Raw genomic sequence first — 21,015 nt, forward strand, 5'->3', positions numbered from 1 at the left:
AACCGACGCGCACGACAGCATCCCGCATGCCTCGAACTCGGCATCGGTGGACCCCCCGCAACCGGCCCCGCAGATTGGCACTCCCCCACCAGGACACACCAGGTGGCTCGGCAAATGGAGCCGTTGGAACCACCATTCGGTGCCTTGGCGATGCGATGTGAATCCTGAGCTGACCTGGGTCACACCGCCCACCTATCCGCCGGTCTCGTACTCGGTCGACACGCGGGACTACATCGGCTGCGCCGCTGCCAACGTGAACATCAACGGCAGAGACCAGACTCTGGGAACTGCTAGCCACAGCCAGTGGCGCTATTCCGGGTGTACTCAGTTCGGACCGCCGGGCGGCGCCGGGTGCGGGCACAGACTGTCGGCAACGGCGACCACACCGGTCGCGACTGGGCTGGATCGGTTCACGGCCTTCTTCTCAACAGCAATCTCCAATGAGGCTCGTGCTGCGCTGATCGCTCAGGCCAGCGCCCGGTTCCGGTTCGTGGACAACGGCCGTCACCAAACATGGCGGTATGTCTTCTGCGGTGAAACGCTGGCAGATGATCGGCAAGACGGGCGATTTCTCGTCTCTGGATACCGACATCACGCGCTCGAGCGCACCGCCTATTGGGGCAAGGATCCGGATGTCACCTATGCGGGTGTCCCCGGCGCGACCGTCCTGCCACCAAGTTCGCAGCGAGCCACCGGCTACCACCCGGAGCCGACGGCTACAGGGATTGATCCGTCTGTGCCTGCGCAGTGGGCTGCGTGTTGGGCTGCTGATCCGTTGTCGGTGCGTGCTGGACCGGATGTGTCGGTGGTGGACGGTTCGCTGTCGACTTCTCAGATTGAGGCGTCGCGTGGTGACGTTTCGACTGTCGCGCCGTGCATCGAGGTCGACTGGGTGACCCGCAACGGGTCTGCTGTCGCGCCGGCTGACTACACGGCCAGCTCGGGGACGGTGACGTTCCCGGCGGGAACGTTGGGCGTGGGTGTGGCGAGCGCGACTCGCCCGGTGGCGGTCGCGACTCAGCCGAACTCGCCAGGCGAGACCGACGAGTCGTTCGTGGTGGAGATCACAGGTCAGCGTCTGTGCCCCGGTGAGACCGGAACGGCGCCGCAGCTGGACGCTCGTGATCATCTGCGAGTGACGATCCAGGGCACGCCGGCTGTCGCGTCGTTGTGGGTCCCTGACCGGATTGATGTGGTCGAGGGCGACCCTGGTGACACGACTGTGGCGACGGTCACGGCTGAGCACGATGCCATGCCGGGCGACGTGACCTCGGTGGGGGTGCTCCCCGCGCAAGCGGGGGTAGGCCCCGCACAAAACCGTGGACCAGAGGCCCAGCGAAGTGCTCCCCGCGCAAGCGGGGGTAGGCCCCGGATGGTCCTCGCCTGAGGCGTGCGCAGCCTGTGCTCCCCGCGCAAGCGGGGGTAGGCCCCCGAAAAACGAGGTGTCGAGGCCCGGACCGCCGTGCTCCCCGCGCAAGCGGGGGTAGGCCCCTCCAGATGCTCCCTCGCTGTTGGGCTCCGCCGTGCTCCCCGCGCAAGCGGGGGTAGGCCGAGTCTCCGGATGGGACATCGGCCGGCCTTCCCGTGCTCCCCGCGCAAGCGGGGGTAGGCCGATGGTGTTATTGGTGTCGTGCGTGGTGCTCGAGTGCTCCCCGCGCAAGCGGGGGTAGGCCGGAAGCCGACTCCCGGAGGTGGTGGCAGCGTCGGTGCTCCCCGCGCAAGCGGGGGTAGGCCTTTCGTCCGCGAGCCCGTGCACGTGCGCGAGAGGTGCTCCCCGCGCAAGCGGGGGTAGGCCGATGGTGCTGCTGGTGTCGTGCGTGGTGCTCGAGTGCTCCCCGCGCAAGCGGGGGTAGGCCGACCCCGCCGAAAACCGAAAAACGGCCCTTCCGGTGCTCCCCGCGCAAGCGGGGGTAGGCCTGCGGAGGTCGACGAGGGCGGCTCGCCGACGGTGTGCTCCCCGCGCAAGCGGGGGTAGGCCGTGGCGGCAGCAGCAGTGCCCGGAGGGTCAGAGGTGCTCCCCGCGCAAGCGGGGGTAGGCCTCGAACTGTGTCCCGAAATGGGACGGCTCCGGAGTGCTCCCCGCGCAAGCGGGGGTAGGCCTCGGAGGCGCAGCTTCCTCGCTCTGTCATTGGGGTGCTCCCCGCGCAAGCGGGGGTAGGCCCGGCTGGGCATGGACGCTCGACCCGATCCCGCAGTGCTCCCCGCGCAAGCGGGGGTAGGCCTGGGCACTCAAACACAGCAGGAGAAGTCTGTCCGTGCTCCCCGCGCAAGCGGGGGTAGGCCGCGCCCAGGCAACACAGCGACAGCACCGTCCCAGTGCTCCCCGCGCAAGCGGGGGTAGGCCCAGGCCCAGCCACGGCCTGCTCATCTCCTTCACGTGCTCCCCGCGCAAGCGGGGGTAGGCCCCAAGGCCCGGCCCGCTCCGGGGTGCGCACGGGGTGCTCCCCGCGCAAGCGGGGGTAGGCCTCCGCGACGTACACAGCCCAGTCCTCGCCGTAGGTGCTCCCCGCGCAAGCGGGGGTAGGCCCGACGGCAGCGCAGCCATCACCACTCGTCCGAGGTGCTCCCCGCGCAAGCGGGGGTAGGCCCGAGCACTGGATCAGCAACGGCGCAGTCCCACCGTGCTCCCCGCGCAAGCGGGGGTAGGCCCACCGCCAGGAACAGCGCCGCCAGACGCGGAAAGTGCTCCCCGCGCAAGCGGGGGTAGGCCTCCTTGCAGCGCTGCATCTCGAACATGATCCGGGTGCTCCCCGCGCAAGCGGGGGTAGGCCTGGGGCACTGACCTGGTGTGCGGCCGGCTCGGAGTGCTCCCCGCGCAAGCGGGGGTAGGCCAGACGAAAAACGAAAGATGAAAAACGAAAGACGGTGCTCCCCGCGCAAGCGGGGGTAGGCCCGAGTGCACCGAGGTCGTCATGCTGCTGACCTCGTGCTCCCCGCGCAAGCGGGGGTAGGCCTCCGCAGCCGACACCGGCTCCCAGTCCAGGTCGGTGCTCCCCGCGCAAGCGGGGGTAGGCCTCGGGATGGACGATCTCGGTCTCGGCCCATCCGGTGCTCCCCGCGCAAGCGGGGGTAGGCCGAGCTGGGGGGCCCGCCGCCGGCTGGTCTCTGAGCCCCGATCCACCGGTTCGGTTGGGCTGGTGGGGGTTTGCGTCCACCAGAAAGGCCTCCTGAGGTGGCATTTTGCCGGTTGTGAGAACGCGGCGTGATGCCATGACGGGAGGCACTTTCTGTGAGCGATGATACGCGGTTGTTGGACCGGGTCGAGGCAGTGTTCGACGAGGGCTCTTTGGTGGGGGACGCGGGTCTGCTGGCGGTGGGCACGCTGGCGGGCCGGCTGGGCTTGGAGGGCTTGATCGACGAGACTGTGCGTCCGCCGGCGGCGGGCCGCGGGTCGGGAGCGAAGGTGCTCACGGCGGTGTGCTCGATGCTGGTGGGCGGGTCGTTCTTTTCTGACGCGGATCGGCTGCGGGCCGGCTCGGCTGGGTCGGTGCTGGGGTTCGCGCCGGTGGCGCCGTCCACGCTGGGGACGTTCGCGAGGTCGTTCTCGTGGGGTCATGTGCGCCAGCTCGACCGCGCCCAGGAGCTCGCGTTGGGCCGTGCGTGGGCTGCTGGGGCCGCCCCGGCCGCGGAAGCGATCACGGTCGACATCGACTCCACGCTGTGGGGGGTGCACAGCGACGCGAAGCACGGCGCCGCGTACGGCCACGGCGGGCGGCTCGGCTATCACCCGCTGGTGGCGGCCCGCGACGACACCGGTGAGATCGTGCACTCCCGGATGCGCAAGGGCTCCTCGCAGCGGGGACACGTCGATTTCGCCGCGGAGACCTTGGCGCGGGTGCGCCGCCTGGCGCCGGGCGCGGCGCTCACGCTTCGAGCTGACGCGGGGTTCTTCTCGTGGGACCTGATCGACAAGCTCGACGCGCACGGCACGAGGTTCCTGATCGCGATCGCCCGCAACCCTGCTGTCGACAAGGCGATCGCCGCCATCGGCGACGACGACTGGACACCGATCGGCTACACCGACGACGGCGAAGCCCAGGTCGCCCAGGCCACGCTGACCAGCGGCCGACGCGCTGCGGGCAAGCCCAAGCGCACGGTGCGCCTCGTGGTGCGCCGCACCCGCCTCGTCGGCGGCCAAGCCGAGCTGTGGCCGAACTGGCGCCACCACGCGTTCGTCACCGACATCGACGACGACGAGCTCGACACCAAAGCAGCCGACACCGCCTACCGCGCCCACGCCCGCGTCGAACAAGCAATCAAGGACCTCAAAGCCGGCGGCCTCGCCCACAGCCCCTCAGGACGGTTCGCGGCCAACGCCGCCTGGCTCGCCTTCGCCGTCCTCGCCCACAACATCGCACGCTGGACCGCGCGCATCGGCCGGGTCCACGAACCCCGCAAGCTCACCGTCGCAGCCACCATCGCCCGACGCCTGCTCAACATCCCCGCCCGGCTCGTCAACCGCAGCGGCCGACCCACCCTGCGGCTGCCCGCCAAATGGCCCTGGGCAGCCCAGTTCACCGCCGCGCTGCGACACATCCGCAACCTGCCCCAGCGCTGCTGAGCAAACCCCAGCGCCACGCAGCGCCGCGCAGCACACCCCAGGCGCAGCACACAAACCAACCCCCGAGCCGACGCCGACCAACCACGCGTCCGCCCAGCCCTCACCCCGCCCCCACGACAAACCGCGCCACCGACATCCCGCCCAACCCGACACCGCACACCCCACCGGTGGATCTGGGCTGAGTGCTCCCCGCGCAAGCGGGGGTAGGCCCCTAAAAAGGTTCCTCGGACGGAACGTCGACAGGTGCTCCCCGCGCAAGCGGGGGTAGGCCCGCCCGATCCGTCACCGTCGACGCAGAGGCCCGGTGCTCCCCGCGCAAGCGGGGGTAGGCCGCGCATTGCGACGCAGGAGCAATCAGGCGCTGAGTGCTCCCCGCGCAAGCGGGGGTAGGCCCAACAGAGGCCGGACTAGAACGCCAAACCATCCGTGCTCCCCGCGCAAGCGGGGGTAGGCCTCTGAGGCACAGCTTCCTCGGCTCGTCATTGAGGTGCTCCCCGCGCAAGCGGGGGTAGGCCCTGATCGGCGGAGCGGACGGGAGCCTCGTCGTCGTGCTCCCCGCGCAAGCGGGGGTAGGCCTCGGCTGCGCAGGCAGGGCATGGAGTTCCTGTGGTGCTCCCCGCGCAAGCGGGGGTAGGCCCAAGGCAGCGATCACGGGAGGCAGCATCTTCAGGTGCTCCCCGCGCAAGCGGGGGTAGGCCTGGCGGCGAGAGGTCGGGTGCAAGAGCTCCGGAGTGCTCCCCGCGCAAGCGGGGGTAGGCCCCGATAGAAACCGAAGACGATGGCCACAGCGATGTGCTCCCCGCGCAAGCGGGGGTAGGCCGTGAGAGCCAAGTTCACGACCCCGAGCATCGCAGTGCTCCCCGCGCAAGCGGGGGTAGGCCCGGCGCTTTTTCAACGCTGTCATCTCAAGGTCGGTGCTCCCCGCGCAAGCGGGGGTAGGCCCCCGGCTCCGACGACCCACGCCGCTGCGCCGGTGTGCTCCCCGCGCAAGCGGGGGTAGGCCCGTCGCCGTCGACGTCAGTCGTGTCGAGAGTCAGTGCTCCCCGCGCAAGCGGGGGTAGGCCCGCAAGAGGCCCGGGATCCTGCGCAGGATCCCGGTGCTCCCCGCGCAAGCGGGGGTAGGCCCTACGGCGCAGGCCGATACGGCCACCCCGAGCAGTGCTCCCCGCGCAAGCGGGGGTAGGCCCGTCCGGAGCTCGTAGACGCGGGTCTCCGTGATGTGCTCCCCGCGCAAGCGGGGGTAGGCCTCCTCCTACTGATCCGGTCGGGCAATCAACCAAGTGCTCCCCGCGCAAGCGGGGGTAGGCCAGCGGAAGGAAGCTCGCCGCCTCAATGCTCCTTGTGCTCCCCGCGCAAGCGGGGGTAGGCCCGGGAGACACCGTAGACCCGGAACGTCCGGCCGGTGCTCCCCGCGCAAGCGGGGGTAGGCCCCGCATTGCGACGCAGGAGCAATAAGGCGGTGAGTGCTCCCCGCGCAAGCGGGGGTAGGCCCCCCCGAGCACCTCTCTCTCTGACTGCACCCTCGTGCTCCCCGCGCAAGCGGGGGTAGGCCTAACGCCCGATCCGGCGGCGGACTGGCGAGCAGGTGCTCCCCGCGCAAGCGGGGGTAGGCCCGGACCCTTGCATCCGACGATGAGACCCCGTGCGTGCTCCCCGCGCAAGCGGGGGTAGGCCCGTCCCCGGCATCGCGGGCACGCCCGCGTTCGAGTGCTCCCCGCGCAAGCGGGGGTAGGCCTTCAAGTCTGCCATCATCGTCACAGCTTGAATTGTGCTCCCCGCGCAAGCGGGGGTAGGCCCTGATCGCTGATTTCGGCGGCACGCCGACCCGCGTGCTCCCCGCGCAAGCGGGGGTAGGCCGGACCGCCATCATGACCGACAGCTCCCACGCCAGTGCTCCCCGCGCAAGCGGGGGTAGGCCCAGCCAGCCGTGCTCCAAGCCGCCGCCGTCGAGGTGCTCCCCGCGCAAGCGGGGGTAGGCCCAGCCGGAAAACGACGAGACCCCCGCAGCAAAGGTGCTCCCCGCGCAAGCGGGGGTAGGCCCGCCCGGAACTGCCGACGACTGGCCTCAACGTCGTGCTCCCCGCGCAAGCGGGGGTAGGCCCTTCGACGGACTCGACGAACAAGTTGCGGTACCGTGCTCCCCGCGCAAGCGGGGGTAGGCCTGCTCGGGCCCGGCGGTCCTGCGGCAGGGCATGGTGCTCCCCGCGCAAGCGGGGGTAGGCCCCCGTCGTCGCCGCCGCACGCGACCCAGCGCCTGTGCTCCCCGCGCAAGCGGGGGTAGGCCCGGACACGAGCCCCGACACCCAGCCCGACGCGCGTGCTCCCCGCGCAAGCGGGGGTAGGCCACCCAGTGCGCCGCCGAGATTCGGGGTCGGGTCGTGCTCCCCGCGCAAGCGGGGGTAGGCCGCTGGCGGACGGCCTGGAGGTGTCCATCGAGCTGTGCTCCCCGCGCAAGCGGGGGTAGGCCGAGTGACGACTGCCGCAGGTGGTGACGGCGGCGGTGCTCCCCGCGCAAGCGGGGGTAGGCCCACCCTGCTGGCGCACATCCACGGATGGCTCTCGTGCTCCCCGCGCAAGCGGGGGTAGGCCGTGGTCGACAGGTGGGCGGAGCCCAATTGCCAGGTGCTCCCCGCGCAAGCGGGGGTAGGCCCGTTCGTCTCTGCGGGTCGTCTGCGCAGGTGCAGTGCTCCCCGCGCAAGCGGGGGTAGGCCTGGGGTCCTGACCTGGTGTGCGGCCGGCTCGGCGTGCTCCCCGCGCAAGCGGGGGTAGGCCCCCGAGCAAGTAGACCGCCAAGGTCACCGCAGGGTGCTCCCCGCGCAAGCGGGGGTAGGCCCCAGCACGCAGCCAGCCAGTCACGCAACGAGCCGTGCTCCCCGCGCAAGCGGGGGTAGGCCTGACGAGAGCCGAGACTAGGAGCGCCTCCGATTGTGCTCCCCGCGCAAGCGGGGGTAGGCCGGCGGCGGCCCGGCGGTCCTGCGGCAGGGCATGGTGCTCCCCGCGCAAGCGGGGGTAGGCCGTCTGGCGTCATCGTCACAGCTTGAATTGTGGGGTGCTCCCCGCGCAAGCGGGGGTAGGCCGTTGCCGGTCGAGAACGCGGCCACGTCGCCCTCGTGCTCCCCGCGCAAGCGGGGGTAGGCCCAGCACCGCCACGACGGCACAAGGCCACAACAGGTGCTCCCCGCGCAAGCGGGGGTAGGCCCGAGGACGAGACCAGGATCAGGTCTATTACGGAGTGCTCCCCGCGCAAGCGGGGGTAGGCCCACTGTGACGCCGTTCAAGGCGTAGGCCGCCGAGTGCTCCCCGCGCAAGCGGGGGTAGGCCCTGGATGAGCTGGGTGAACAGGCCGAGGGGGATGTGCTCCCCGCGCAAGCGGGGGTAGGCCCAGCACCACCCCGACGAGCACCAGCCACGTCACGTGCTCCCCGCGCAAGCGGGGGTAGGCCCCACCGGAAGAAATTCGGGTCGAGCGGGCCGGGGTGCTCCCCGCGCAAGCGGGGGTAGGCCCGGGATGGCGCCCACGGCCCACGCGACGGTGTTGTGCTCCCCGCGCAAGCGGGGGTAGGCCCCCCAGCAGGTAGACAGCCAGGGTCACCGCAGGGTGCTCCCCGCGCAAGCGGGGGTAGGCCCCCCAACAGGTAGACGGCCAAGGTCACCGCAGGGTGCTCCCCGCGCAAGCGGGGGTAGGCCGAGGATGGGGAGAGGAGTGCTCCCCGCGCAAGCGGGGGTAGGCCAAATGAAAGATAAAAAAGAAAAGCAGCACTCCAGTGCTCCCCGCGCAAGCGGGGGTAGGCCCCGCATCAAGACCCGACCCCGCAGCACACCGCCGTGCTCCCCGCGCAAGCGGGGGTAGGCCCACCTGAAAATTGATCGTGTCCACCGAGCCGGGGTGCTCCCCGCGCAAGCGGGGGTAGGCCTGGCAGGAACGAGGCGCCGTTCACTGGCATCTGGTGCTCCCCGCGCAAGCGGGGGTAGGCCGGCACTGGGATTGCGTCCGCCGGCACGCTCGACGTGCTCCCCGCGCAAGCGGGGGTAGGCCTTCACAAGCCTGGTGTATGAGCGTGCCACCACCGTGCTCCCCGCGCAAGCGGGGGTAGGCCGGCCCGCATGCGAGCTTGCGAGCTTCAGGCGGGGTGCTCCCCGCGCAAGCGGGGGTAGGCCCGTGCAGGACACCTGAGCGGCGGCGGAGGCGGGGTGCTCCCCGCGCAAGCGGGGGTAGGCCCACGATCGCCACCGCGATGGCGATGGGGAGGATGTGCTCCCCGCGCAAGCGGGGGTAGGCCCTCGGAAGACGCTGGGATTGCGTCCGCCTCGGGGTGCTCCCCGCGCAAGCGGGGGTAGGCCTTTAGAGCCGTTCACGGTGCAGGATGTTTTCGTCGTGCTCCCCGCGCAAGCGGGGGTAGGCCGGAGATCGGGATGTCGGAAATAGGGGTCGCGGGGTGCTCCCCGCGCAAGCGGGGGTAGGCCTGCACGCCGACACTGCCTACGCGGTCGCTGCGAGTGCTCCCCGCGCAAGCGGGGGTAGGCCTTCGACTTCTGCTGCGACTTCTGCTGCGTGGTAGTGCTCCCCGCGCAAGCGGGGGTAGGCCGTCGCAGCCGTCGCACGCCGTCGAGTGCCCCGTGTGCTCCCCGCGCAAGCGGGGGTAGGCCCGCCCGGAAAACGGGGGGGTGGGACGCAGAAAGGTGCTCCCCGCGCAAGCGGGGGTAGGCCTCCGGCGGGATCGAGGAGGGCCGCCGCCGAAAAGTGCTCCCCGCGCAAGCGGGGGTAGGCCCAGTTCCTGGGGGAGTCGTCGCCGTTCGAGCGCGTGCTCCCCGCGCAAGCGGGGGTAGGCCCCCGGGCGGGCCGGGAGAGTGGGGAGTCGAGGTGTGCTCCCCGCGCAAGCGGGGGTAGGCCCGCGCTCGACGAGCACCACCTGCGGGCCGCCATGTGCTCCCCGCGCAAGCGGGGGTAGGCCCCCGCATTTCCCGCTCGAGGCGAGCGCCGTCGAGTGCTCCCCGCGCAAGCGGGGGTAGGCCGCTCGGATCGCAGGCGCCCGGCGACGCGCACGTGTGCTCCCCGCGCAAGCGGGGGTAGGCCGGGCCACCGACATGACTGACTGCTCCCACGCCAGTGCTCCCCGCGCAAGCGGGGGTAGGCCCTGGACTCGCCAGTCGAGCACATAGTCGTTGATGTGCTCCCCGCGCAAGCGGGGGTAGGCCCCGAGGAGGCGAACGTGCGCATGATGACGACCAGTGCTCCCCGCGCAAGCGGGGGTAGGCCCAGATTGCGGTACCTGCCACGGAACCGGACGACGTGCTCCCCGCGCAAGCGGGGGTAGGCCTCGCAGCCGACGATCTCCCGCGAGGAACGAGCGGTGCTCCCCGCGCAAGCGGGGGTAGGCCCGGCTCGCCGTTCTTGGACACGATCTCCCTCTCGTGCTCCCCGCGCAAGCGGGGGTAGGCCGAGATCGCGGACGCGACGCTCACCACTCCCGACGTGCTCCCCGCGCAAGCGGGGGTAGGCCCTCCGAGGCGTCGAGCGGCCGCACCTCCCCGGCGTGCTCCCCGCGCAAGCGGGGGTAGGCCTGGGACACCGGCGCCGCGGACAGCGTCCAGCCGGTGCTCCCCGCGCAAGCGGGGGTAGGCCCACGATGCTCGCGCACATCCACGGATGGCTCGGGTGCTCCCCGCGCAAGCGGGGGTAGGCCAATCGCAGCCGCCGCTCTCCGTGAGCTTGCGAACGTGCTCCCCGCGCAAGCGGGGGTAGGCCGTGGGGGAGGTGCGGCCGCTCGACGCACTCGAGGTGCTCCCCGCGCAAGCGGGGGTAGGCCCAGCACCATCAGATTCAGCCTCGAAATCCACGCGTGCTCCCCGCGCAAGCGGGGGTAGGCCGCAGATCGACATGCACACAGCACAGAGCGTGCTCCCCGCGTGAGCGGGGGTAGGCCCGCACAGCCCGTCACCACACCCGTCACCGGACAGTGCTCCCCGCGTGAGCGGGGGTAGGCCTGAATCGGGTGTGGTTGCGGACGGTGTGGGGGGGGGTGCTCCCCGCGTGAGCGGGGGTAGGCCCGCGGGGGAGATGATCCGCCGGTACCGGCACCGGTGCTCCCCGCGTGAGCGGGGGTAGGCCCGCCACCGAGACGACACACCACAGCATCCTGGGGTGCTCCCCGCGTGAGCGGGGGTAGGCCCTGACACGTATCAATGCGGCCTGTCCTGAACCGGTGCTCCCCGCGTGAGCGGGGGTAGGCCCCTCACGGGACTCGCACGAATAGGAAGCCGAGCTCGCTCAGGGCCACGATCGCGGCATGCGCTGCAGCGTTGGCCTTGATGTTGGTTGCGTGTTCGTCCTCGAGCACGGGCCACCCGCAGTCGTCAACAGAGCCGGAGTCGTCTGGGCCACCCCCTGCGACCCTTGTGTCTGTCCCTGTTTCTGAGTCGATCAAGACTTGGGGCCAGTCAAGCGACGAGGTTCAAGACCAACTCGCTGAGACGATCGACCAGATCGGCGAACTGGCTGAGGACATCGCGAAGCTTCCGGACAAGATCCCGGCCACAGTTGAGCCTTCCCCGAGCGGTACCTTGTCGCCAGAGTCCAGCAACGCACACCCATGAAGACAGAACTACACACACGCACTGACGTCGATCACCTGGCACTGCCGGGCCGCCGAACGTCACAACCCGCTGGAACAACGGCAGAAAGCGAACAAGAGGCATCCCCATGAACACTCGCTCCGGTTGAGGTGGTGTGTTACGGCGGCGCGGACCGCTACGCCACGTCGCTGCTGGTCGCTGAGGGCGCCGGCGAGACACCTGACACGGTTGTGATGGTGTCTGGAGTTGATTGGACTGATGCTGTTGTCGCTGCGTCAGCAGCTGGGCGCTTCGGCGCCCCAGTGTTGATGACCCCGCCGGACCGCCTGCGAGACGATGCACTCGAATGGCTGACCGATCTCGGCGTCGAGCGGATTGTCGTGGTCAGTGCTGAGCCTCCGGACCGCGGCCCGGCAGTCGATGCGACTGTCACGGATGCGCTGTCCGAAGCCGGGTTCAGCGTGGAACGGGTATCTGGCAATGACCAGTACCGCACCGGCGTGGCCGCCGCTCGACGCATCGGCGGCGCCGGGGAACTGGGCAGCTTCGGCTCGACCGCGATCGTTGCCTCCGGCGAAGTGTTCTCCGACGCTCTTGTCGCCGGGCCGCTCGCTGCGCGCAACCATCTGCCTCTGCTGCTGACCCCCAAGGCGGGGGCTGCATCCCGACGTGGCTGAGTACCTGACCGATGCAGGTGTCGAGCGCGTCGTGCTGATGGGCGGCACAGCGGCGCTTTCTTCCGAGGTTCAGACAGCCATCGAGACACTCGACATCACCGTGGATCGCATGTCCGGAGCGACGCGATTCGAGACCGCCACCATGTTCGCCGTTTACGCAGCCGAGCACTCCAACGAGTGCTTCGACGGCGACGAGATCGGTTTGGCGCGGGCCCGCATCCCGTTCGACTCGTTCAGCGCCGCACCGCTGCTCTCGCAACGATGCGCCCCGCTGGTGCTCACCGACCCCCGCAAGCTGCCCCCAACGACCGTGGAGTTCCTCAACGATGCCCGCAGCGGCCGTGACCGCATCACCCTGCGAGTGTTCGGCGACGATGCAGCAGTACCTCGGCGCTCATCGTGCGCGCCGGGTCGATCTGGACAACGACAAGGCGTGGCATGCCGACGGCGGTCAGTTGCTGTGGGACTGGGCGGGCTACATGATCCAGTATCCGCCGGTGGACCGTGAACCCGCCGCGTGGGGGATGCACACCTTGCTGACCACCCGCCACGCGTCGTGTGTTGCCCGCACCGTTCTGGCTCGTTGCGACGTCCCGTTCACTGACGACACGTCGCCGCATCTGCGCAACGACTCCAAGGCATCACCGCTGGGGATCGCCCTGTGGAACCTCGTCTGCGGGGAGTACCCGGAGGCGTGAACAGCGACTGGGGGTTTCTCGTCGCACGACCGGCAGCACCAAGCGATACCATGTTCTTACTTCTCCCCGCCTTCCCGGTTCGCCGGGAATGGCGGGGCATATTCGTCTAGCAGGCTGCTGAAATATGCAGGTCTGGCCGGAAGCGCAAGCCCCTGACCTGCGGGTTTGCAACTGGGCACCGCCCGCAAACCGACTTTTTCAGCATCCTGCTAGGGGCAGTCGATGACCAGGGTGGCGGTATTCATCGACTACGAGAACATCCGATACGGGGCGCGAAACGCATTCGGTGATCCAAGACGTGATCCGTACACCTTTGGGCACGTCCTTCCTCTCCGGCTCGGTTTGTTGCTCAAGCAACTTGGCGAGAGCATTGACCCAGATCGGGAACTCATCGCGGTGAGTGTCTACCGCGGGCGACCCGGACCGAAGAGCGGCCCGCGCGCCCAAGCCGGCGCTGCCAGACAGTTCGCCTCATGGGAGGCTCAGCCGCTCGTTCGGGTGCGGAGTCGACAACTGCGGTACCAGCCCATCGCTTGGTCAATGGGGCGCCCTTCAGAATGGCGAGCCGAAGAGAAGGGCATCGATGTGATGATGGCCCTTGACATCGCTCTCGGCGCTCGCGACGACATGTACGACGTCGCGATCGTTGCCTCCGCTGATTCGGATCTAGTGCCAGCCGTGGAAGTCGCGCTAGATGCCGGCAAGCGGGTTGAGACTGCGATGTGGTGGAGCTCGGCAAATCCACATCATCGTTTGAAGATTCCTGGGCGTCGGCTCTGGAACCACGCTCTGGATGTGGCGCGGTTCGAGCAGGTGAGAGACGACGCCGACTACACGCGCATGGCGTAAGGCAACCTCGCTGCGAAAGTCGTTGACCTAGGGCACCCTGCATTGCCGCCTGTCATCTGAATGCCTCGGATGAGGCGAGAGGCGTCTCTGGCGTTCCCCGGATCGCATTCAGAGACATTTGGAGCCTTCGTCTTTTGTTGGGATGGGGGCTGCTGGGTTCGGCGGGTTCAGGCTATGAGTGTTCCGCGGGCTTCGAAGTTCGTGTAGTTGGTGAAGCCGTGGGCTTTGCGGCGTAGGACTCGGGTGGGGGTTGTTGGTGCCTTCGATGCGGCTGTTGCTGGGCTGGCCGGTTTGGTGCCAGTCGAGGATCTGGGGATGCCAGGCGAGGAAGGTGTCGACGACGTCGCTGAACTCGGGTATGTCGCCGGTGCGGTAGATGTCGGCGAGCCGGTCGAGCGCTTCGAGGGCGCCTTTGCGGTCCTTGGCGAGATAGAGGCCGTGCAGCTCGCCGAGCGCGTCCCAGGCTGCTTTGAGCCTCGGGTGGGTCTCGAAGAGCGCGTCGAGCCGGGAGCGTTCGTCTGCGCCGGAACGGTCCGAGTCTCGACTAACCGCCATTGAAGGTACGCGACCTCACGCCACAACTTGAAGTCCCAGCTATCGGGGACGTTGGAGCAGCCGTCGTGTCCCCAACTCAGGTATGGAAACTGCACTTGATTGCTGCGACCTGTCTCAAGAAAGCCGTCCAACGTTACGACACCTGCAACCTGTTGAGTTGCACTGAGGCGCTTGACTTCGAAATACTGCTTCTCAGGCGATGGCAGTTGAACAAAGAACATGAAAGCATTGTCCTCAAGCGCATCGTAGTTCTCTTGCAGGCCCGTCTCCAGTATGTAGTCACCGGGAGGCAAAGCGTACACGCGAGAGTTCTCAATCAGATTGACCGGCGTATTTCCCACGTTGACTGGAGACGCCGTGCTCGGATCGGCTCCTTGGTACAAGAACATGACATCAGCGGGTCGGGTAGTCAGCCAAAACTGCACCGGCAATGTGCTCTCGGCGGGGTTCGGCACGGAAACATCAATATGGAAGTAGACTGACTTGGTCCCCGACGCGCTCCTCGGCAAACAGGCATTCCTCCAATTCCCGCTGTACTCTTGCTTCCCCCACCGCTGCGCCCACATAGTATCGGAAGATGCCTGCATTGAATGCACGCAATGTGCCGGAATAGCGCAGCTGCCGGTGGGTGTTTGGGTGTGTGTGGTGGGGCAGGTGGCGGTGATGGTGGTGGTGGCTGTGTGGGTTTGGGTTCCGTTGGTGTAGGTGATGTCGATGGGGTAGGTGCCGGCCTTGGCGGCGGTGGCGACCAGGGTGGCGAGGCCGTGGGCTGCGTTGACGGTGGCGGTGATGCCGTCGGGCAGCGTCGATGTGATGGCGGCGGTGGCTGCGCCGGGCTGGTAGCGCCAGATTTCAGTCAGTTCGACGCCGACGTCTGCGTCCAATGTGGTGGGGTGTGCTGCGACGCGTGGAGTGTGGTCGACATCGATGGTGAGCCGGTAGTCGGCTGTGGTGTGAGTGCTGTAGGTGGTGGCCTCGACGGTGTAGTCGCCTGCGGGCAGGTACTCGGCGGCGATGCGGCTGTCGCGGCGGTGCAGCCCGAGGCCGCTGTAGCCGTATGCGTCGTCGTTGTGGTAGAGCCGTGCGCCTTCTGTCGCGGGGTCGTGGCCCGACCCGAGGGCGACGAACATGTCAGGGGTGCTGTGGCCCTGCCTCGCCGGCCCTCGGGCGCTCTGTGCGTGACCCCTCATTCCGAGTTGAGCACTTCACGCAAGGTTTGAAGCGCTGCTGGGGCGTGCGCTATTGCTTGGCGTTCCTGCGCCAGCAAGTCCGCGAGCCGAACCCAAATCGGTGACTCACGGTCTTCTGTGCAGTCGGGCCGGCAGGCGCAGTAGCTCTCGACGTTCGCGACGAGGCGCCGGTGCGCTTCTTGCCACGCAGTCTCGTGCGCAGCGGCTGCGCCTAGGTCGTACTCGCGGACCGATCTGGCCATTGCGAAGGCCTCGTCCATCGACGCACCGATGGACGCCGCCACGCGGCGTCGGTGCCGATCGCACGCCACGAGATCAGTCCCCGGGCGGTGGTCTCCGCAGCCTGATGCGCCAGTCGAGGGATCGGCCATGCAGAACCACTCAGGCAATCGCCTGACCAAGCGGTAGGCGGCATCAAGGATCCTGCTGTCATTCTCAAGCGCGACCATGCTCTGATGTGAAATCAGGTCCCTCTCGACGAGGTTGCGAGCACAGTCTCGCAGCAAGCCCTGGAGCCGCTGAACACGTTCTGACAGATTCCGCATGACGCTCTCGTGCGTCAGCGAGCCCGCGACTACGCCGTTGCTCATCTCGTAACGCGCGGAGGCCTCGAACTCTTCTAGATGAAACTCCATCGTCTCGACACTTCTGTGGCCTTGATCGAGAACGCTCTCGCAACCTGCGTCTCGGCCACGATTTCTCGCCCCCGAAGCCAACAAGAGCACAACCACCAACAAAGCCATAGCCGCCGCCACGGCAAGAACCACGGCACGGCATCCACTACGAGACACCACGACGCCGATCGCCCGGCATACCAGAGCGCCTACGGCGTGAACTCGTCATCCAGCTCCGCTTGTTGCAGCCAGTCGCGCACTGCTCGAACATAGTGACCTTCAAGTTCTTCCAAGAGCGAATTGCGTATCTCCGGCTCAAGAGTCGGATAACTCGCCGCATACTGGCTGCACGCCGACCGCAGATCCAAGAGGCCGTCTCGCGTCAAGCCCAAGGCTGCAGCAGCATTGACGTACTGCTCCCGGGTCACAAACGCCACATCTTCATCGCTCGGCTGCAGGAGTTGCCATACCTCGTCGATCCCAGCCGCCGACGCGCACATACGGAGCGCTTCAGAGTATGCCTCAAACAGCGTGCCGCTTCCCAGCGCGACCTCCGGTGCGCGTGTCGCGTCCGCATTCAACAAAACGGCGTTGAGCTCCGCCTGGAATCGCCCTGCGGTGCTTCCTTGACCTGAGACCATCCGCTCTGCCTGAGAAGTATCAACCGACCGACTTTCGAACTCCTGAATAGTTCTGAAGCTTGCGAACGGCAATTGCCGCTCGAGATGTCTCTCGATCGACTCTTCTATTTCCAGTCCGGCGTCGAAGAAGGACCGCTGAGACACCCTCCACTCAGGCGGTCCGACAGTCTTTGCGCCAAGTTCGCGCAAAACATCCGTGACCTCGCTTGAGCGATTGTCGTCCGTCAGGCGCTCCGGCCAACTGCAGGCCACGGTTGACATCGCAAAGGCAATAGCAATCGTGAGGATTGTACGGCGATATCTGACATTCGGTTTCGCACCGGTGATAGGCATGGCACCGATAGGTTGGCAATCAGCATCTTGCCCGCTGGTGCCAAGAGAACTCTCGATCACTCTATACCGTACTCCAACTCGTAAGTGCCGACTCCGATCTCCTCAAACGGAACCACTCGAACGGCACCGCCCACGGTCAGCCTGGCCGTATTGCACCAAATGAAACCCTGTGCATTCAAGATCGCATCCACGATCCAATGACCCCGGAAGAACTCATCACAAACAACTCCGAGGTCATCGAGAAATCGATCATCCGCGCGAGCACGTGCAGGAGCGTTCCAAGAGTCCACGCTTGGATCGATGTCATGTTCGACTCGATACAGGTTCCGCCAATTGAAATCATGCCTCAGGCAGTCTTTGTGGAACGGCGCTGTTACTCCCCGCTGTGTAAAGACGCTAAAGAGACCAGGAGGAATCACTAGGTTGTCAATAATCGGGCCGATGAGCGGTGCGCTGCACCCGTCCTGACTAAAGGCAAGATAGTCATATCGAGAGTCATTAGGTGGCAAATCCGGATGCACTGCAATGAATGCGCTCAGGCTCAGGCCACTGTCATCGCGCGTCGTGTTGCCAACGTGCGTTGTGTCATCCGCTTGCACTCTGCCAGACGGCGCTTGGACGATGAACTTGAAGCTCGCAGATTCCGACATTCCGTTCAGGCCATCAAGCGCAACTTCAATGAAATAGGTCCCAGCAGTGAGAGCATACGTGCTGCCAGAAGCAATTCGACCGTCAGGGGTGCTATTGAATCCAACCAACTGCGCTTCGTCGAACTGAGAACCTCGATAAACGAAGACTGCAGCGGCAGAATCAGAAATCAACTCAAACTTGGACGGAACTCCTCTGGCGCCGAAACGCGTCGTAGCCGGAACATCCAATCGGTAGAAATGTGCAACTGATCCCTGGACCGTCGCCGACGGACAGGTCGAAGACCAAGCACCATATTGTGTAAACCTCCCCCAAGTCCCATTTGCACCTTGCAGCGAGTCCGGCCCACAGCCCATTGGGGGGATGCAGTTTCCGGTGGGTGTTTGGGTGTGTGTGGTGGGGCAGGTGGCGGTGATGGTGGTGGTTTTGGTGAGTGTGCGCGGTCCGTTGGTGTAGGTGATGTCGATGGGGTACGAGCCGACGCGTGTGGCGGTGGCGGTGAGGGTGGCGAGGCCGTGGGCTGCGTTGACGGTGGCGGTGATGCCCTCTGGGAGGCTGCTGGTGATCTGTGCGGTGGCTGCGGCGGGCTGGTATCGCCAGGTCTGGATGAGTTCGGCGCCGATGTCTGTGTTCAGTGCTGCGGGGTGTGCTGGGGTGCGGGGGGTGTGGTCGACATCGATGGTGAGCCGGTAGCGGCCGGTGGTGTGAGTGCGGTAGGTGGTGGTCTCGACGGTGTAGTCGCCTGCGGGCAGATATCGGTCGGCGATGCGGCTGTCGCGGCGGTGCAGTCCCAGTTCGCTGTAGCCGCGTGCGTCGTCGTTGCGCTCGAGCCGGCTGCCTGTTGTGGGGTCGTGGCCGCTGCCGAGGGCGACGAACAGGTCGGGGTCGCCGCTGCCGGTCGGGGCTGCTTGGAGGGTGATGGTGACCCAGCCGGGCGAATCGAGGGTGAAGGTGTGCCAGCGCGCCCAGTAGCCCAAGCCGGTGGGGGTCGCCCATCGCCACACCGAGACGCACTCGGGATAGTCGGCGTTGATGCGGCCTGTGGAGACCATGGTGCCGTGGCCCCACCTCGACGGCCTCCGCGTGCAGGCCCCCACAGCGGTCGCGGTGAACCTCGCGGTGTGATCCGCTCGTTCGGCGCCGTTGGCGCATGTGACGGTCACATCGGCAGCGTCGCCGGCAGCGACGGGGAGGGTCACCGTGCGGGCGGTCGCGCCCGATGTCGGGGTGATTGTCGCGCCGGTGGGCGTGGCACGGCATTGTGCGCCTGGAGGCACGACAGTGAAGCTGTCTGACACGTCGACGCTCGCGGCGCTGGCCGCGGGCTCGGTCCTGTCTTCGAGGCCGCTGATCGCGACCGGCGCCGGGTCGGCGGTGAACCGCGCGGTGGCGGTGTCCGAGCCGTTGGCGGTGGTGCAGGTGACTGTGACGGTCACCGTGGTGCCCTCGGGCACCGTGTGGGACACGCCGCGGGCGGCGCCGGTCGGCGACGCGATCGTCGCTCCTCGGGGGGCCGCGTGGCAGGTTGCGTCGGCGGGTCGGACGTTGAAGGTGTCGGTGACTGTCGCGGTGGAGGCGCCGGCCTGTGGGGTGCGGGCGGTGTCGTTGAGGCCGGTGATGGTCACGGTGTCGGCGAGGGCGCCGGTGATCGCCCAGGCGAGGGTGAAGCTGCCGGTGGTGCGCGGTCCGGAGGTGGTGACCTCGATGGTGTAGCTGCCGGCGGCGAGCGGCAGGTTTCTGATGCGGGCGTCGCGGCCGTCTGTGCCGGAGTTGTCGTCGGAGCCGACGGTGTTGCCGTCTGGGTCGAGGACGAACAGGTAGGGGTTCTGGTGGGATGTGACGTCGATGTCGATCGTCGCGGCGGCGGCGACCGCGAAGGTGTAGCTGTGGGCCCAGTAGGGGGTCTGGGCGTTGCCGAACTGAGTCGACGGGCAGCCCGACGCCCACGCCCCCGCAAGCGTGCCCGACGCCGAGGCCAGCACAGCAGAGCAGCCCGCGCGTCCGCTGCTGCTGCCGCCGGTCTCAGTGCCGTCGTCGGGCTGTTCGTGTCCGTCTTGTGTGCCGTCGGTGTCGGGGACGCAGCCCGGAACCGGCGTGGCGCTGTCCGCGGTGGTGCCTGCGGGGCAGTCCCATCGCTGCACCGCCGCGGTGACGGTGCGGGTGCAGTCCCAGCCCGTGCGGGTCCATGCGGGCGTCGCCGTGGGGCATGCCGGCGTCGCAGTTCCGACACGTGTGCGGGCGGGCCGTTCGCACATCGACGAGGGGTTCATCGCGTACCCCGCGGTGCACGACGCGTGGGGCAGCGCGGTCTGGGTGGTGGTCACATAGGTCGTGGTGGGAACCTGCACCGCGCGGCAGCACGCCCACCGATAGCGGGTCTCGTAGTTGTACACCGGCTCGTCCACCCAACGCGAGCGGGTCTCGGGCTCGTAGCGGAACCTCACCTGGTCCTCGTAGTTGAACACCTCGCGGGTCTCGTAGTTGTACGCGGTCACCCATTCGCTGTAGGTCACCGTCACCGTGCGCTCAGCCCACTGCGCGCACACCGAGTGGCCCAGCACCACGTCCCACCGGGCGCAGTAGGTCTCCGTCGTCTCGTAGCTTCCCGTCACCAGTTCGCTGTACGGCGGCACCTGCACCCGCTCGGAGAACGGCGCGACGCGCACGGCCTCGGTGTAGGACACCAGCACCTGCACCACATAGGACACCTGCACCCGCTCGGTGAACGGCGCCACACGCGCCCGGTAGGGCTCCTGGTAGCGCACCCAGTCGGTGTAATAGGTCGTCGTCGGCGTCGTCACCTGCCGCTCGCAGAGCGCCACCACCAGCGCCCAGCCCGCGTCGCACGAGTACACCGGCAACTCCACAGCACGCGACACCGTCACGCAGTCACGGCCCGACACCGCCAACGCCGCGCCCCCACCGACCCAGGACACACAGCAGCCGCCGGCTCGGACTGCGCCTCGGCGCACACCCCGCGGCCGCTGTCAAAGACAAACCCCGCAGCGCACACCGGGGTCGCAGCGACCGGATCAGCAGCCTGCGCGCCCGCTGACGGCGAGGTCGCGCTCACCGGCACCAGCGCACCCACCACAGCAATCAGCGCCAACGACGCCGTGCGCACACGACGCCGGCCTGCGGTCCTTGTGTCGAAGACGCTCCGTGCGCGCAAGACATGCGAGAGTAGCACGACATGGGAGAGCAGGTGTAGCTATTCGCACAATGCGACGACCCCCGCCCCGCCCCGAAACCGGGCTCACCACCCTCGAATGGCTGCTCATCGTCGCCGCCGTGGCCGCCCTCGCAGCCATCGCTGTCGTCGTCGTCCAAGACGTCATCGGCGACACCGCCCAGCAGATCGACAACCACAACGCCCGACAGCACGCAGCCGAACTCGCCGCGGCCGAGGTCGCTACAGCCGCAGAATCCGACACCCCCACCAGCGCACAGCACGCCGAACAGATCAACGAACGCCGGCGCAAACGCTGCGACAGCCTCGCAATCCTCTACCAAGACGTCATCGAGACCATCGCCTACACCCCCGGCACCCCCGACACCAGCGGCACCGCATGGACCCACCCACCCGAATGCAACATCCGACAACTCAAATGACACACCAGATTTGCCGGCCTCACAAAAACCACGGCCACATGCTCGTTTACTCCCAATTTCAGCA

The 21,015-nt window shown here is 67.8% G+C and carries 10 protein-coding genes and 3 CRISPR repeat arrays; of the genes, 6 read left to right on the forward strand and 4 right to left on the reverse strand.

What is annotated here, in order from left to right:
* Nucleotides 1-1,279: 1,279 nt before the first annotated feature.
* A CRISPR array of direct repeats spans nt 1,280-3,076; the repeat unit is 28 nt; unit sequence GTGCTCCCCGCGCAAGCGGGGGTAGGCC.
* A gap of 153 nt (nt 3,077-3,229) precedes the next feature.
* The 5 genes from ACOGXQ_RS16640 (at nt 3,230) to ACOGXQ_RS16660 (ending at nt 13,358) form a co-directional block, all read left to right on the forward strand.
* On the forward strand, nt 3,230-4,561 hold the full coding sequence (locus ACOGXQ_RS16640) for an IS1380 family transposase (RefSeq protein ID WP_419944720.1): 1,332 nt from the start codon (nt 3,230-3,232) through the stop codon (nt 4,559-4,561).
* A gap of 182 nt (nt 4,562-4,743) precedes the next feature.
* Nucleotides 4,744-8,249: a CRISPR direct-repeat array (repeat unit 28 nt; unit sequence GTGCTCCCCGCGCAAGCGGGGGTAGGCC).
* A gap of 76 nt (nt 8,250-8,325) precedes the next feature.
* A CRISPR array of direct repeats spans nt 8,326-10,792; the repeat unit is 28 nt; unit sequence GTGCTCCCCGCGCAAGCGGGGGTAGGCC.
* Between the two features lie 494 nt (nt 10,793-11,286).
* Nucleotides 11,287-11,811, forward strand: a complete 525-nt coding sequence (locus ACOGXQ_RS16645) for a cell wall-binding repeat-containing protein (RefSeq protein ID WP_419944721.1) — start codon at nt 11,287-11,289, stop codon at nt 11,809-11,811.
* The gene (locus ACOGXQ_RS16650) at nt 11,804-12,319 is read left to right on the forward strand and encodes a cell wall-binding repeat-containing protein (RefSeq protein WP_419944722.1); all 516 of its coding nucleotides are present in this window, start codon (nt 11,804-11,806) and stop codon (nt 12,317-12,319) included. Before ACOGXQ_RS16645 ends, ACOGXQ_RS16650 begins: the two co-directional genes overlap by 8 nt.
* On the forward strand, nt 12,309-12,509 hold the full coding sequence (locus ACOGXQ_RS16655; RefSeq protein WP_419944723.1) for a hypothetical protein: 201 nt from the start codon (nt 12,309-12,311) through the stop codon (nt 12,507-12,509). The genes ACOGXQ_RS16650 and ACOGXQ_RS16655 overlap by 11 nt, the downstream gene beginning before the upstream one ends.
* Nucleotides 12,510-12,731: 222 nt before the next feature.
* Nucleotides 12,732-13,358 carry an NYN domain-containing protein gene (locus ACOGXQ_RS16660; protein ID WP_419944724.1) on the forward strand — a complete coding sequence of 209 codons (627 nt, stop codon included), beginning with the start codon at nt 12,732-12,734 and terminating at the stop codon, nt 13,356-13,358.
* Nucleotides 13,359-13,466: 108 nt separating this feature from the next.
* Here the strand turns inward: ACOGXQ_RS16660 and ACOGXQ_RS16665 are convergent, their stop codons facing one another.
* The 4 genes from ACOGXQ_RS16665 to ACOGXQ_RS16680 all read right to left on the reverse strand — a co-directional run bounded on the left by ACOGXQ_RS16665 (nt 13,467) and on the right by ACOGXQ_RS16680 (nt 20,275).
* Complete coding sequence (locus ACOGXQ_RS16665; RefSeq protein WP_419944725.1) at nt 13,467-13,913, reverse strand: transposase; 447 nt, start codon at nt 13,911-13,913, stop codon at nt 13,467-13,469.
* 1,186 nt (nt 13,914-15,099) lie between these two features.
* Nucleotides 15,100-15,738: a hypothetical protein gene (locus ACOGXQ_RS16670; RefSeq protein ID WP_419944726.1), complete on the reverse strand. Its 639-nt coding sequence runs from the start codon at nt 15,736-15,738 to the stop codon at nt 15,100-15,102.
* A 188-nt stretch (nt 15,739-15,926) separates the two neighbouring features.
* Complete coding sequence (locus ACOGXQ_RS16675; RefSeq protein ID WP_419944727.1) at nt 15,927-16,751, reverse strand: hypothetical protein; 825 nt, start codon at nt 16,749-16,751, stop codon at nt 15,927-15,929.
* On the reverse strand, nt 16,748-20,275 hold the full coding sequence (locus ACOGXQ_RS16680; RefSeq protein ID WP_419944728.1) for a pre-peptidase C-terminal domain-containing protein: 3,528 nt from the start codon (nt 20,273-20,275) through the stop codon (nt 16,748-16,750). The genes ACOGXQ_RS16675 and ACOGXQ_RS16680 overlap by 4 nt, the downstream gene beginning before the upstream one ends.
* 286 nt (nt 20,276-20,561) lie before the next feature.
* On the opposite strand from ACOGXQ_RS16680, the gene ACOGXQ_RS16685 reads away from it, so the two are divergent.
* Entirely contained in the window at nt 20,562-20,951 is a 390-nt protein-coding gene (locus ACOGXQ_RS16685; protein WP_419944729.1) for a hypothetical protein, read from the forward strand.
* Nucleotides 20,952-21,015: the final 64 nt, after the last annotated feature.

The sequence above is a fragment of the Candidatus Poriferisodalis sp. genome (assembly GCF_965208485.1).
Lineage (GTDB): Bacteria > Actinomycetota > Acidimicrobiia > Acidimicrobiales > Poriferisodalaceae > Poriferisodalis.